General features: G+C 33.9%; 12 protein-coding genes. 10 read left to right on the forward strand and 2 right to left on the reverse strand.

All coding sequences use genetic code 11. The features are described 5' to 3' along the window. Positions 1–314 precede the first annotated feature (314 nt). The 10 genes from ACR0QS_RS05155 (at position 315) to ACR0QS_RS05200 (ending at position 11,962) form a co-directional block, all read left to right on the forward strand. The gene (locus ACR0QS_RS05155) at positions 315–995 is read left to right on the forward strand and encodes a hypothetical protein (RefSeq protein ID WP_432632377.1); all 681 of its coding nucleotides are present in this window, start codon (positions 315–317) and stop codon (positions 993–995) included. Between the two features lie 173 nt (positions 996–1,168). Continuing rightward, complete coding sequence (leuS, locus tag ACR0QS_RS05160) at positions 1,169–3,718, forward strand: leucine--tRNA ligase (RefSeq protein ID WP_432632378.1); 2,550 nt, start codon at positions 1,169–1,171, stop codon at positions 3,716–3,718. Positions 3,719–3,887: 169 nt separating this feature from the next. Next, positions 3,888–4,496, forward strand: a complete 609-nt coding sequence (locus ACR0QS_RS05165; RefSeq protein WP_432632379.1) for a V-type ATP synthase subunit E — start codon at positions 3,888–3,890, stop codon at positions 4,494–4,496. Positions 4,497–4,505: 9 nt separating this feature from the next. Then, positions 4,506–5,360 carry a DUF2764 family protein gene (locus tag ACR0QS_RS05170; protein ID WP_432632380.1) on the forward strand — a complete coding sequence of 285 codons (855 nt, stop codon included), beginning with the start codon at positions 4,506–4,508 and terminating at the stop codon, positions 5,358–5,360. Between the two features lie 26 nt (positions 5,361–5,386). After that, positions 5,387–7,153: a V-type ATP synthase subunit A gene (locus ACR0QS_RS05175; RefSeq protein ID WP_432632381.1), complete on the forward strand. Its 1,767-nt coding sequence runs from the start codon at positions 5,387–5,389 to the stop codon at positions 7,151–7,153. Further along, positions 7,146–8,468: a V-type ATP synthase subunit B gene (locus tag ACR0QS_RS05180; protein WP_432632382.1), complete on the forward strand. Its 1,323-nt coding sequence runs from the start codon at positions 7,146–7,148 to the stop codon at positions 8,466–8,468. Before ACR0QS_RS05175 ends, ACR0QS_RS05180 begins: the two co-directional genes overlap by 8 nt. 24 nt (positions 8,469–8,492) lie before the next feature. Next, positions 8,493–9,092, forward strand: a complete 600-nt coding sequence (locus ACR0QS_RS05185) for a V-type ATP synthase subunit D (RefSeq protein WP_432632383.1) — start codon at positions 8,493–8,495, stop codon at positions 9,090–9,092. Further along, positions 9,089–10,957 carry a V-type ATP synthase subunit I gene (locus ACR0QS_RS05190; RefSeq protein ID WP_432632384.1) on the forward strand — a complete coding sequence of 623 codons (1,869 nt, stop codon included), beginning with the start codon at positions 9,089–9,091 and terminating at the stop codon, positions 10,955–10,957. The genes ACR0QS_RS05185 and ACR0QS_RS05190 overlap by 4 nt, the downstream gene beginning before the upstream one ends. Before the next feature lie 61 nt (positions 10,958–11,018). Continuing rightward, positions 11,019–11,483, forward strand: coding sequence for an ATPase (locus ACR0QS_RS05195; RefSeq protein ID WP_432632385.1), 465 nt, complete (start codon positions 11,019–11,021; stop codon positions 11,481–11,483). Positions 11,484–11,623: 140 nt separating this feature from the next. Beyond that, positions 11,624–11,962 carry a hypothetical protein gene (locus ACR0QS_RS05200; RefSeq protein ID WP_432632386.1) on the forward strand — a complete coding sequence of 113 codons (339 nt, stop codon included), beginning with the start codon at positions 11,624–11,626 and terminating at the stop codon, positions 11,960–11,962. On the opposite strand, the gene ACR0QS_RS05205 is transcribed toward ACR0QS_RS05200, so the two are convergent. Beyond that, positions 11,937–12,170: a cyclase family protein gene (locus tag ACR0QS_RS05205; RefSeq protein WP_432632387.1), complete on the reverse strand. Its 234-nt coding sequence runs from the start codon at positions 12,168–12,170 to the stop codon at positions 11,937–11,939. The two genes, ACR0QS_RS05200 and ACR0QS_RS05205, sit on opposite strands and share 26 nt — an antisense overlap. A 98-nt stretch (positions 12,171–12,268) precedes the next feature. Beyond that, positions 12,269–13,558: an O-acetylhomoserine aminocarboxypropyltransferase/cysteine synthase family protein gene (locus ACR0QS_RS05210; RefSeq protein ID WP_432632388.1), complete on the reverse strand. Its 1,290-nt coding sequence runs from the start codon at positions 13,556–13,558 to the stop codon at positions 12,269–12,271. Positions 13,559–13,954 lie beyond the last annotated feature (396 nt).

Below are 13,954 nucleotides of genomic sequence, written 5' to 3' on the forward strand. Positions count from 1 at the left end.
AATAAAGACTTGATTAATTTTTTAAATATTGTATAATTTAATCAATATTTAAATGTTTAATAAAAATAACTTGGTGAGAAAACTTATATGAAAATTGCGATAATTTATAATACTGTTCATGCATTTGCAACGCAACGCATACCACCATTATATTCTAAACAATAATTTTAAATTTTATATATTTCAATTTTTTAGGGCAGTTAATTTTTTAAGTGCCGTTTTGGGTTTTGCAAAAATATCTTCTTTTATAAAAGAAAAGCAAAGTCTCTGTTCTTTTTTTGTAGAAAAAAAGAACCAAAAAACTACCACTTTTTTTGTCAAAAAAAGTGGACAAAAAAACAACTCCGTTTAGAATTCATAATTCTGTATTTATGGGATTATTTCAACTTTTAGAAAATCAATTTGCAATTCTAAATTTAGTTAAAACCTTTTTAACTTTAATCAAATTTACTTTCGATAGCTTATCAAGGAAAATAAAAAGTCCTTGTTTAGTTATAAATTTTAAATCAATTCAATTCAAGGAGGAAATTATCATGTATAATTTCAAAAAAAACTTTTTTACCTACGTGGTTGTAGGAGCTTTAGTTATGGCTTTGTCTATAAGCTGTAGTAATGAGGACACAACGGGAGGCAATAGTGACAATAGTTATACTCACCAAAACCATCCAGCTGAAGGGATATATTCTAATGGCTATTATAACAGTAGCGCAATAGTTAGCAACAATGCGGATGGCTCTTGCCACATAACAGGGAGAGCTTATTCTAATGCACAAAGTAGCCAAAGTTTTGATATCACCGTAAGAAACTGGACACAGGAATACGAATCTACATTTTCTTACGCTGGTAGTAGCGATAGAGATGGAGAAGCGAATATTTCTACTCCTCCTAATATGGATTATTTTCAGGTTTCATATAATTCAAATGGAGGTTTTTTGCGTATAGATTTTGGACCTGCAGAAAACAGATATACCACATCGAGTTTATCAAAACAGTAATATAATCAATGAAATCTAATTGAAAATAAAACCGAGTTCTTTTTGATTAAAGGCTCGGTTTTTTATCTACTAAAATACATAATCATTATATAATAAAAATTTGAAAAATATCAAAAATTAAAATATAATTCATTATCTAAAAAAATATTATAGTATCGAATTACGGAGTTTTTATGGAATATAATTTTACTACCATTGAAAAAAAATGGCAAAAATATTGGAAAGAAAATAAGTCTTTCAAAACGATTTCAAAACCTGCAAATAAAAAATATTATGTATTGGAAATGTTTCCCTATCCTTCGGGCAAGATGCATATGGGACATGTTTCAAATTATACGATTGCCGACTCGATAGCTCGATACTATAAACTGCTGGGCTACGATATTTTGCATCCTATGGGCTGGGACGCTTTCGGTATGCCGGCGGAAAATGCGGCGATAGACAATAAAACTCATCCTGCCGAATGGACTTTAAAAAATATAGAAAATATGCGAAAACAATTAAATCTGCTCGGCTATTCTTACGATTGGGATAGAGAGGTTACTACTTGTTTGCCCGATTATTATAAATGGGGACAATGGTTTATTTTGAAAATGTTTGAAAAAGGACTTCTCTACAGAAAAGGCGGAGAGGTTAATTATTGCGAACATTGTAATACGGTTTTGGCGAACGAACAGGTTTCTCCCGAAGGAACTTGTTGGAGATGCGATAATGAAATCACAAAAAAGAAATTGGAACAATGGTATATAAAAGTCACCGATTATGCCGAACAGTTGGATGCGGATTTAAAATTGCTCGAAGGAAACTGGCCCGACAATGTTATAGCGATGCAAAGAAATTGGATAGGCAAAAGCGTTGGAGCGAATATTAATTTCAAATTGGACGATGGCAAAGATTTTCCAATATTTACTACAAGACCCGACACTATTTACGGCGTCACTTATATGGCAATCGCTTGGAATTACGATGGACTTTTGGATATATGCGCGGAAGAACAAAAAAAATCGGTTGAAGAATTTATTAAAAAATCGGCAAAAATAGACCAAAAAGCGGATTACGAAAAGGAAGGCGTTTTCACGGGAAGATATGTCATAAATCCTTTCAATAATGAAAAATCGCCTTTATACGCGGCGAATTTCGTTTTAGCCGAATACGGAAGCGGAGCGGTTATGGCGGTTCCAGCTCATGACCAGAGAGACTTTGAATTTTCTAAAAAATATAATATTCCAATAAAAGTCGTTATTCAAAACGAAGATAATTCTCTCAAAGCGGAAAATATGACGGAAGCCTACACGGAAGACGGAAAAGCGGTTGATTCGGATATATTAAATGGACTTTATACGAAAGAGGCAATTAAAAAAGCGATAGAATACGCGGCGGAAAAAGGTTTTGGAAAAGAGCAAGTTCAATATAAACTCAGAGATTGGCTAATTTCAAGGCAGAGATATTGGGGAAATCCTTTGCCTTTCGTTCATTGTGAAAAATGCGGAATTGTTCCCGTAAAAGAATCCGATTTGCCTATAACTCTTCCTATGGATATAGAATTTACAGTTGGAGAAAATCCGCTCAAAAAATCCGAGTCCTTTGTAAACGCCACTTGTCCAAAATGCGGAGGAAAAGCGAAAAGAGAAACGGATACGATGGACACATTTACCTGCAGTTCATGGTATTACGCGAGATATACGGACGCTCATAACGATAAAGCGCCTTTCGATTCCGATATTGCAAATTCTTGGCTTCCTATAGACCAATATATTGGAGGAATAGAACATGCCTGCATGCATTTACTTTATTCAAGATTTTGGTTTAAGTTTATGCGAGATATTGGACTTGTTAAAGAGGACGAACCTTTTAAGCGACTTTTGACTCAAGGCATGGTTTTATCGAATAGTTATGAATCGAGAAAATTAAAAAAATTCTATACTCAAGAAGAAATAAATAATAAAGAATACGAAAAAGACGGAATAACTAAAGACGATATAATAATAAAAATGGAAAAAATGTCGAAGTCGAAAGCTAACGGAGTTGACCCTGCGGAAATTATAGAATTATTCGGAGCGGATGCCGTGAGAATTTTTGTTATGTTCGTTTCGCCTCCCGAAAAAGATAAAGAATGGAGCGATGACGGAGTTAAAGGTTCAGCAAGATTTTTAAATAGAATTTGGAATTTGTTTATTAAATATAAAGAAGAAAATAAAAAAACTTTCGATTATAATAATCTTTCAAAAGACGCAAAAAGTTTGTATAGAAAATATCATAAAACGATAAAAAAAGTGACTATAGATATAAAAGACAGATTTCATTTCAATACGGCTATCGCTTCTTTAATGGAACTTCTTAACGATATGTCCGCGTTAAAAGTGAATTCGGAAGAAGAATATTCAATGTTTAGAGAAATAATAAAAGGTTATTTAATTCTTCTTAATCCGATAGCGCCGCATATAACGGAAGAACTTTTTGAAATATTAAAATTCGGAAATACGATATTAAACGAAACTTGGATTAATCATAAAGAAGAATATTGCAAGGACGACACTTTTGAACTTGTCTTTCAAGTGAACGGAAAAATCAGAGACAGAATCGAAGCTGAGATTAATATATCCGAAGAGGATGCAAAAAAATCTGCATTGGAAAGCGAAAAAATAAAACAGTTTATAGATGGAAAAGATATTATTAAAGTGGTTTATGTTAAGAATAAGCTGGTTAATATTGTGGTAAAGTAATAAAAAGTCTTTAATTTTTAAAAAATTTTGTCGATATTTTTTAAAAAAAATTCTAAATTTTACTTGACTTTTTTTTTATTAATTATATAATTTTTCAAATACTAATTAAATTTTGTAGTTAATAGAAAATTTTTCTATTTTATATAATAATTAAGTTTAAGGAGTTATTATGGCTGAAGATAAAAAACTTGATTCCCTTCTTGAACGCGTTTATCAAGACGGAGTCGAAAAGTCCAATAAAAAAGCGGATGAAATTATTTCAAACGCTAAAAGCGAAGCCGAAAAAATATTAAAAGACGCCGAATCTAAATCGGAAGAAATTATTAAAGAAGCGGAAAGAAAAGCGGAAGAATTAAAAAAGAACACGATAACCGATGTTCGTATGGCGGGCGAGCAGTCCATAAGCGTATTGAAACAAAGAATAAAAGAATTGGTTAGCGCTTCCGTATTGGAAGACGGTTTGAAAGGCGCTTTTGCCGATACTAATTTTTTGAAAGATTTGATACTCGAAGTGGTAAAAAAATGGGATGTCGCTTCTGACGATGTATCCGTTTATTTTCCAGAATCTAAAAAAGGCGATATAAACGATGCTTTTGAAAAATCTATAAAAAGCGCTATTAAAAATGCCACGATTAATTTTGATAAAAAACTTTCAAACGGATTTAAAATAGTTCCAGAAGGCGGAAATTATCAAATGCAATTTACGGATGAAGATTTTGTAGAATTCTTTAGCGATTTTATAAAAGCGAAAACGGAAGAAGTGGTTTTTAGTAAATAAGGGGATAGTATGGGGGCGTATTATTATCTTATATCGGGGCTTCCAGAGGTAAAACTCTCTGATTCAAAGGCTAAATACGATATTAACGAGATTACTCAAAGTATATTGTCTGGTTTAAGTTCCAAAGATGCAAAACTTTTCAATTACTTTATTTATCAAAACGATAATAAGAATTTAGCAAACACTATAGCCCTATCGAAAGGGTTATTTAGTCCTTATAATACTAATCATTTGGTAATATCGCATATAGAACCTTCGGTTTTTTCCAAAGAAGAGATTCAAAAATATGCTCATATTTCAAATTTGCCGAATTATATGGCTAAATTTTTGGAAGATAATAAAAATACCGAATGGGAAAATATAAGACAGATAGAAAATTCCATATTGAATCTTTATTATGAAGAAATGATAAAATATGGAAATGCTTTTATTAGAGAATATGCTTTATTTATGCGTAATTTGAAAAACATATTGGCGGCTTTAAATGGAAGAGCTTTAGGTTTTAGCGCGGACGCGATAGCGAAAGAATTGATAGGCGATTATCCTTTAATAAACGCTTTGACAAAATCTACCGCTGCCGATTTCGGATTAGGAAAAGAAATTCCGTATATAAATAATATTATAGAAACTTTTAATTCCTCCGATAAAGCGGACCCCTATAATATGGAAAATATAGAATGTTCTTTAGTGAATGAATTTTTGGAAAGAGCAACTTCCATTAAATCTTTTACTACGGATAATCTTTTCGCTTATTATGTAAATTTAACCTATGCCGTTAGTATAAACGGAAGGAACGAAGAAGAAGGTAAGAAACATTTGGAGACGCTCGTTAATTCTTTGAAAAGCGAAGCGGCTGCTATGTAGTTTGTATAAATAATTAGGAGATTGAAATGACTAAAGGTAAAATAACTGCTATAATATCAAACCTAATTTCAATAGAGGTTGACGGACCTGTTTCTCAAAACGAAATATGTTATGTTTTATGCGGCGGCGATACCAGACTTATGGCGGAAGTTATTAAGATTTCTGGTAACAGTGCAAGCGCTCAGGTTTTTGAGTCAACGAGAGGCGTGAAATTGGGAGATGCCGTTGAGTTTACGGGTTCGATGCTTGAAATAGAATTGGGACCTGGACTTTTAGGTAAAAACTTTGACGGATTACAGAACGACCTTGATAAATTGCAAGGCGTATTTTTGGAAAGAGGAAAGTATAATAATCTTGCCGAAAACAAAGAAGCGAGATACGACTTTACTCCGATAGCTAAAGTTGGAGACGAAGTTCAAGCGGGAGATTGGATTGGAGCTATTAAAGAAGGATGGATTGACCATAAAATAATGGTTCCGTTCAAATTTGAAGGCAAAGGAACTGTAGAAAGCGTGGCATCCGCGGGTTCTTACGGTTTATCCGATGTTCTTGCCGTTGTTAAATCTCATAACGGAGATAAAACGGAAGTTACTATGGTTCAAACTTGGCCCGTAAAACTTGCGATTAAATCTTTCAGAGAAAAACCAAGACCTTTCAAATTGCTTGAAACGGGAGTTAGAACTATAGACACATTTAATCCTATTACGGAAGGAGGAACGGGATTTATTCCTGGACCATTCGGAGCAGGAAAAACTGTTCTTCAGCATGCTTTGGCAACAAATGCAAACGCCGATTTGATTATAATGACGGCTTGCGGAGAGAGAGCAAACGAAGTTGTAGAAATATTTACCGAATTCCCTGAACTTATAGACCCAAGGACGGGAAGAAGCTTGATGGAAAGAACTACCATTATTTGTAATACTTCCAATATGCCCGTTGCCGCTCGTGAGGCTTCGGTTTATGTAGGTATGACGGTTGCAGAATATTATCGTTCTATGGGACTTAAAGTTCTTCTTCTTGCAGACTCTACTTCTCGTTGGGCGCAGGCTTTAAGAGAAATGTCAAACAGACTCGAAGAATTGCCAGGACAGGACGCATTCCCTATCGACTTGCCAGCCATTATTTCAAGTTTCTATGCGAGAGCGGGATTCGTTTATTTGAATAACGGAGAAACGGGTTCAATTACATTTATAGGAACGGTATCTCCTGCGGGCGGTAACTTGAAAGAGCCAGTAACGGAATCTACCAGAAAAGCCGCAAGATGTTTCTATGCGTTATCTCAAAAGAGAGCGGACAGTAAGAGATATCCAGCGGTTGACCCTTTGGATTCTTATTCTAAATATATAGAATATCCAGAGTTCGTAGAATTCGCGGACAGCAATATAGAAAAAGGCTGGTCTGAAAAAGTTATTAAAGCTAAAGATATAGCGAGAAAAGGACAGGAAGCGAACGACCAAATAAGCATTCTTGGGGATGATGCCGTGCCTTTGGAATACCATCAAAGATTATGGAAAGCTGAATTGATAGACTTCGTTATCTTACAGCAGGACGCTTTCGATAAAGTCGATAAAAACTGCCCTATAGAAAGACAAAAAGAATTATTAAATCAAGTAATGAAAGTGGTTGAAGCCGATTATAGATTTGACGATTATAGCGAAGTGGGAACTTATTTTAGAAGACTCATTAACGCGTTCAAACAAATGAATTATTCGGTTTATCAATCGGATGAACATAAAAAATATACAGCTGAAATGGAATCAATATTTGCTGAAAGGAGTATAACACATGCCTAAAGCGTTTCAAAAAGTTTATACAAAATTAGTTCAAATTACAAAAGCGACCGTGGCTTTAAGAGCCGAAAATGTTGGAAACGATGAAATGGCTTTGGTTGACGGACGCCCAGCGCAGGTTGTAAAAATGATAGGAGATATAGTTACCCTTCAGGTTTTTCAAGGAACGGAAGGAATACCTACAAACGCAGAAGTGGTATTTTTGGGAAGACCTCCGAGACTTAAAGTAAGCGAACTTCTTGCTGGAAGATTCTTCAACGCTTACGGAGAGCCGATAGACGGAGGAGCGGAAATAGAAGGCAAGGAAGTCGATATAGGCGGACCTTCGGTTAATCCAGTTAGAAGAAAACAGCCTTCAGAACTTATAGCCACAGGTATTGCGGGAATAGATTTGAATAACACATTGGTTACGGGGCAGAAAATTCCTTTCTTTGCCGACCCCGACCAGCCTTATAACGCAGTTTTGGCTCAAGTTGCAATTAGAGCGGAAGCCGATAAAATTATTTTGGGCGGTATGGGACTTTCAAATGACGATTATTTATCATTTAAAAATACTTTTACCGAAGCTGGAGCGTTGGATAAAATTATATGTTTCGTAAATACAACGGACGACCCAGCGGTAGAAAGACTTTTAATACCAGATATGGCATGCACAGCGGCGGAATATTTTGCTGTAGAACATAAAGAAAAAGTTTTGGTTCTCCTTACCGACATGACGCTTTATGCGGATGCTTTGGCAATAGTTTCAAATAAGATGGACCAAATTCCTTCAAAAGACTCTATGCCTGGTTCTTTATATTCCGACCTTGCTAAAATATATGAAAAAGCGGCGCAATTCCCAGACGGCGGTTCGATAACTATTATCGCCGTTACGACTTTGAACGAAGGGGATATTACTCATGCCGTTCCAGATAATACGGGATATATTACGGAAGGACAGTTATATTTAAGAAGAGATTCCGATATTGGTAAAACTATTATTGACCCTTTCAGAAGTCTTTCGCGTTTGAAACAGCTGGTTATAGGAAAGAAAACTAGGGAAGACCATCCGACCGTTATGAATACTTTGGTTCGTCTTTATTCCGATGCGGCTAACGCTAAAATGAAAAAAGAAAACGGTTTCGATTTGACGGAATATGATGAAAGATGCTTGAAATTCTCAAACGAATATTCCGAAAGATTGCTCGCCATAGACATTAATATTAAAATAGACGAGATGCTTGAAACGGGCTGGGAGTTAATGTCTAAATACTTCAGTAAAGCGGAAGTTGGAATTAAAGACTCATTAGTTGAAAAATACGGAAAATGGGCAAGTTAATTTGTTAATTAAAGGTAAATTAAAATGGCATTAAAGTTTCAATATAATAAAACGGCTTTGCAAAATCTCAGACGACAGCTTTCGATAAGAGAAAAAGCTTTGCCTACTTTGAAAAGTAAAGAAGCCGCTCTTCGTCTTGAGGTTAGAAAAATTACCGCCGAAATTGATTTGCTTAAAGAAGAATATCAAATGATAGTAAAAGAAAATCAGAATTATAACGGTTTTTGGACGGAATTTCCGCAAATTGTAAAAATTAGAAATATTATTTCCGAACAGAAAAATATTGCGGGAGTTAGAGTCGCTATCTTAAAAAATATCGATTTTGCTTTAGAACAAATTAGTCTTTTTAATATGCCTTCTTGGATAAGACTGGCTATAAGTATGTTTGAAAGGTTAATGACTATTCAAATAAGAATAGAAATGACGGAAGCGAGATTAAACGCTTTGGCTTATGCAAGAAAGAAAACCACTCAAAAAGTTAATCTTTATGAGAAAGTTCAAATACCAGAATACAGAATGGCTATAATCAAAATCAAAAGGTATATGGAAGACGAAGATAATTTGAGCAAATCTTCACAAAAAATAGTAAAAGAAAGAAACAGAGCAAAGGAGGCGTCTTTATGATTAGAAAGATGAAAAAACTCTCTCTATTTGTCTTTCATGAGGATAAGGAAAAAACTCTAAACGATTTGGCTTCGCTCGGTTTGGTTCATATAGAAATCGCAAACGGAGTTTCAAGCGAGAATATAGAAAATATAGCGTCAAAAAAGAACGAGGCGATTAGAGCTAAATCTATAATCAATTCGGCTTTATCGGAAGCTAAAAAAAATAAAAAAGACATTTCCAATTTGAAAGCGGAAAATACTTCAAAAAAAGCGGAAGAAGTTATTGATAATGTTTTGTCAATCTCTCAAACTGTAGATAAATTGAAAGCGGAAAAAGAAGTTTTGAAAAAAGAATTGTCTATTATATCGCCTTTCGGTAATTTTAGTTTTGATAAAATTAAAGAATTGCAGGATAAAACGGATTACGATATATTATTTTATTCGGCGACAATTAGAGAATTTAACGAATACGATTTTAATTCTTTTAAAGATATATTCGCTTATCCTATTAAAGAAGAAAGCGGAAAAGTTTATTTTATCGTCTTTAAGAAAAAAAATACGGAAGAAACTTTGACTTTCGATATTGTCAATATGCCTTCAAAATCTTATGACGATATAAATAAAGAACTTTTAAAGATAGACGGCGAAATAGAAAATAATGAAAACGAGATAATCAAAAGCCAAGTTTATATAAAAGCTATAGACGAGGAAATAGATAATCTAAATATTTACAATCATTTTGAAGAGGCTAAAGAAAGTTTTATAGCGAGCGAACCAACGGAAGGAAAAATACTTTATGTTGAAGCTTATATTCCTAAAGATAAAGAAATGGAAACTAAATTATTTTTGGACGAGAAAAAAATCGCTTATATATTGGAAGAGCCTACAAAATCGGATAATGTTCCAGTTGAACTTAAAAACAATAAATATGCGGGCGCTTATGAGATTATCACAAAATTATTCCAATTACCGAATTACTTTGAGATAGATTTGACTCCGATGATTGCGGTTTTCTATCCTCTTTTCTTTTCTTTTTGTTTCGGAGATTCTGGCTACGGTTTGGTTTTAACTGTTATGTCTATTATAGGATTATTTACCGTTTTGAAAGGAAATATGCGAGGAGTAGGAATACTTGCTTTGACTTTGGGCGTTTGCACAATTATAATGGGCATTATTAACGGAGGAAGCGTATTCGGAGTAACTATTTCGGCAAACACAAATATTCCTTTATTTGCGACTTTGAATAAATATTTGCTCATTACCGATGCGAGAGAAAACTGGTTTTTGACTCCGTTTAATACGGCGCTTTTGGTTGGGGTTTTGCATATATTCTTCGCTTTGATTGTCGGAGTTGTAGATAGAATCAAGACGAGCGATATTGGAGATATATTTGCGGCGGTTGGAAAACTTTTGCTTATACCGGGATTAGTTTTATGGTTCTTGGGCGATATGCAGAATATGGAAGTTATAAAACAGTTCGACAAAATATATTATATTCTTATGCTTGTCGGAGTAATATTCTTGGCTATATTGTCGAATGTCGGCAAGAAACCAGATGTATTAAATTCTATACTTGGAATTTACTTTGCGGCAACGGGTATAATGGGAGATACTCTTTCTTATATTCGTTTATTCGCTTTGGGAGCTTCGGGTTCAATACTCGCTTTGGTTATAAATCAGATTGGAACGAGTTTCAAGGCGATTCCGGGAGTAGGCGTAATTATAATGGTAGTATTTTTAGTTGTGGGACATGTCGCAATATTCGCTTTGAATATACTCGGAGCTATGGTGCATCCTTTGAGACTTACATTTGTCGAGTTTTATAATAATGTAGGTTTTGAAGGCGGAGGAAAAGAATATAAGCCTTTAAGGAAGGCTGCTTAAAATAGTTTAAAAATTTATTTTAAATAGAAAATTATTATTTTATCTAAAAGGAGATTTTATTATGGGTTTTACAATGAACACGGCGCTACTATTGGGATATATAGGAGCGGGATTGATGGTAGGGCTTGCTGGAGTAGGAAGTGCGGTAGGAACTTCCATTTCAGCTATGACAACCGTTGGAGCATTGAAAAAGAATAAGGACGCTTTCGGTAGCTGCCTCGTATTGAGCGCTCTTCCAGGAACGCAAGGGCTTTACGGATTTGCCGCATTCTTTATTATGCAAGGCTATTTAACCGCCGACATTACAATATTCCAAGGAGCCGCCATATTGGGAGCTGGAATTGCGGTAGGTTTGGCTTGTTTGGTTTCAGCCATCTATCAAGGCAAAGTTTGCGCAAACGGAGTAGAAGCTATAGGTAACGGTTATGATGTATTCGGTAATACGATTATAGTTGCCGTATTCCCAGAGCTTTACGCTATCGTTTCATTCGCTACGGCTTTCTTAATCAGTGGAACTTTAGGTTAATATTAAAACTTGATTTTGTTAAATCCATAGGAGTTTAATCTCTTATGGATTTTTTATTTTAACGCTTGACTTATTATTAAAATTGTTGTATTCTTATTTTATTAATTAATCAATTTATAAGTTATCAAGGAGAATATTTTATGAAGGTAATTATTATTAACGATACAATTATTAATTTTAATAATGTTTCATTAATTGAACATGATTATGATAGGCTGCTAATTTACTTAATTTCTAATATCCCTATGCCTGACTTTATTTCTACTACCGGTACTAATATGACCCGTGGCAACGACTGTATTGATACCAGAAATCACTCTGAAATTAAATATGGTAGAAGACTACCAGATATTGATATTACCTTTGAAAGGTCAATAAAAAAAGAAGAATATAAGAGAATAAAAGATTTCTTTAAAAATAAAGAGGAAACTGCTTTAGAACTTAATATTAAGACTAAAAGTTTTCACATTTATTCGTAAAATGAATTGGAGCGTCAATATGCGTTCCGTATTGAGTGACAAAAGAAACTCTATCTACAAAGAAACCGTCTTTTTTAATTGTATAAAGCGTTTCAATATTTAAGTTTGGGAAAGCCCCAAATTTTGGAATAGACGGATTAACATTGTGAGTTAAATCTATCCATTTATTTTCTTTTAAAGTTTCCAAAGCTTTTATAATATCGCTCATAATTTTTTCTCCTTAAAATTTTATTTAATTAAAATTATACCCCGTAATTAAACGGGATATAATTTTTCTATTATAATTTTTTAATATAATTTTACTTTTTACTTTTCAATCGCTTTCTGTAAATCGGCTATCAAATCGGAAACAGTTTCCAAACCTATACTCAAACGAACGGTATTCGGCGTTATTCCCGCAGATTTTAATTCAGCCTCGCTTAATTGTGAGTGAGTTGTAGAAGCGGGATGAATAACGAGAGATTTTGAATCGCCTATATTTGCCGTTATCGAATATAGAGTCAAACTGTCGCATATTTTTTTAGCCTCTTCATAACTTTGAGCCTCGAAACTTAAAAGTCCGCTAGCTCTTCCGTCTTTGAAATATTTTTTTAGAAGACTATGATAAGGACTCGAAGTCAAACCAGGGTAGCTTACCTCTTTAACCTTTTTATGAGATTCTAAAAATTTTGCTATCTCCAAAGCGCTGTCGCTATGTTTTTGAATTCTTAATTCCAAAGTTTCCAAACCTTGAAAATGAATCCAAGCGTTTTGAGGGCTTAAAGTAGCTCCGATATTTCTAAGCCATTCGGTAATTATTCTTATGCTAAAAATAGGCAACGGAAGATTAGCGTAAATCAAACCATGATAACTTTCATCGGGCGTATTGAAAGCTGGATAACGAGAATTGCCTTTTATAAGTTCGTTTAATCCTTCTCTTTCAATAACCGCTCCTCCGAGTCCGCTTCCATGTCCGTTTATATATTTAGTCAAACTATGAACCGAAACATCGACTCCGAAATCGAAAGGACGATATAAAATAGGAGTAGCAACCGTATTGTCGCAAATTGTCACTATCTTATGTTTTTTCGCTATATCCGTTATCGTTTTTACATCGGCAATCGCTATTTGAGGATTTGAAAGACTTTCAAAAAATATCGCCTTCGTTTTATCGTCAATGATTTTTTCGAGAGTGCTTAAATCGTCTATATCGAAAACTCTTCCCTCTATTCCGAATCTTTTCAAAACATGAACGAGCAAAGTTTGAGAGCCACCGTAAATTTTATTGGAATATGCTATATTGTCTCCGTTTTGCGCAAGATTGACTAACGAATAAAATAATGCCGAACTTCCGCTAGCGGTAGCAACTCCGAAAGCGCCTCCTTCGACTGCCGCAAGTCTTTTTGCAAGCATATCTACAGTAGGATTTGTGAGCCTTGAATATATATTTCCAAGTTCGGCTAAACCGAAACGAGCCGCCGCCTGATTAGCGTTTTCAAAACTGTAAGCGGTGCTTTGATAGATTGGAACGCTTAAAGTTCTCTGACTATCGTAATCGTATCCCGCATGAAGCGATAAAGTATTTGGCGTAAAATTATTGTTTGGTAAATTTGCCATTATTTTTCTCCTTAAAAATAAATTAAAATGTTAAAATTAAATTAATGAACCCAAGAGATTTAAATTAAAATCTCGCCTAAACCTAAAAGCATTTAAAATTTAAAAATTTGTTAAACGGAATATTAGCGCGCAAAAACGCGCATCATCATTGAAGAAGAATGCAAAAATACAATAGAAGCTATATTTGATAATATGAACGAACTCATAAAACTTTCTCCTCCTGTATTTTTTATTTTTGTCTTAATTATTAATTAATCTTTTATTTAATTGGAATAAATTATATATTTTATTTAAAAAATGTCAATAGTTTATTTTAATAAAAAATAATTATTAAATATAAATTATAACCTGATATTTTCAATTAGAGGTTGTATTATTATTTTTAATGATTTATAA

This window comes from Brachyspira sp. (assembly GCF_050873525.1).
GTDB lineage: Bacteria > Spirochaetota > Brachyspiria > Brachyspirales > Brachyspiraceae > Brachyspira.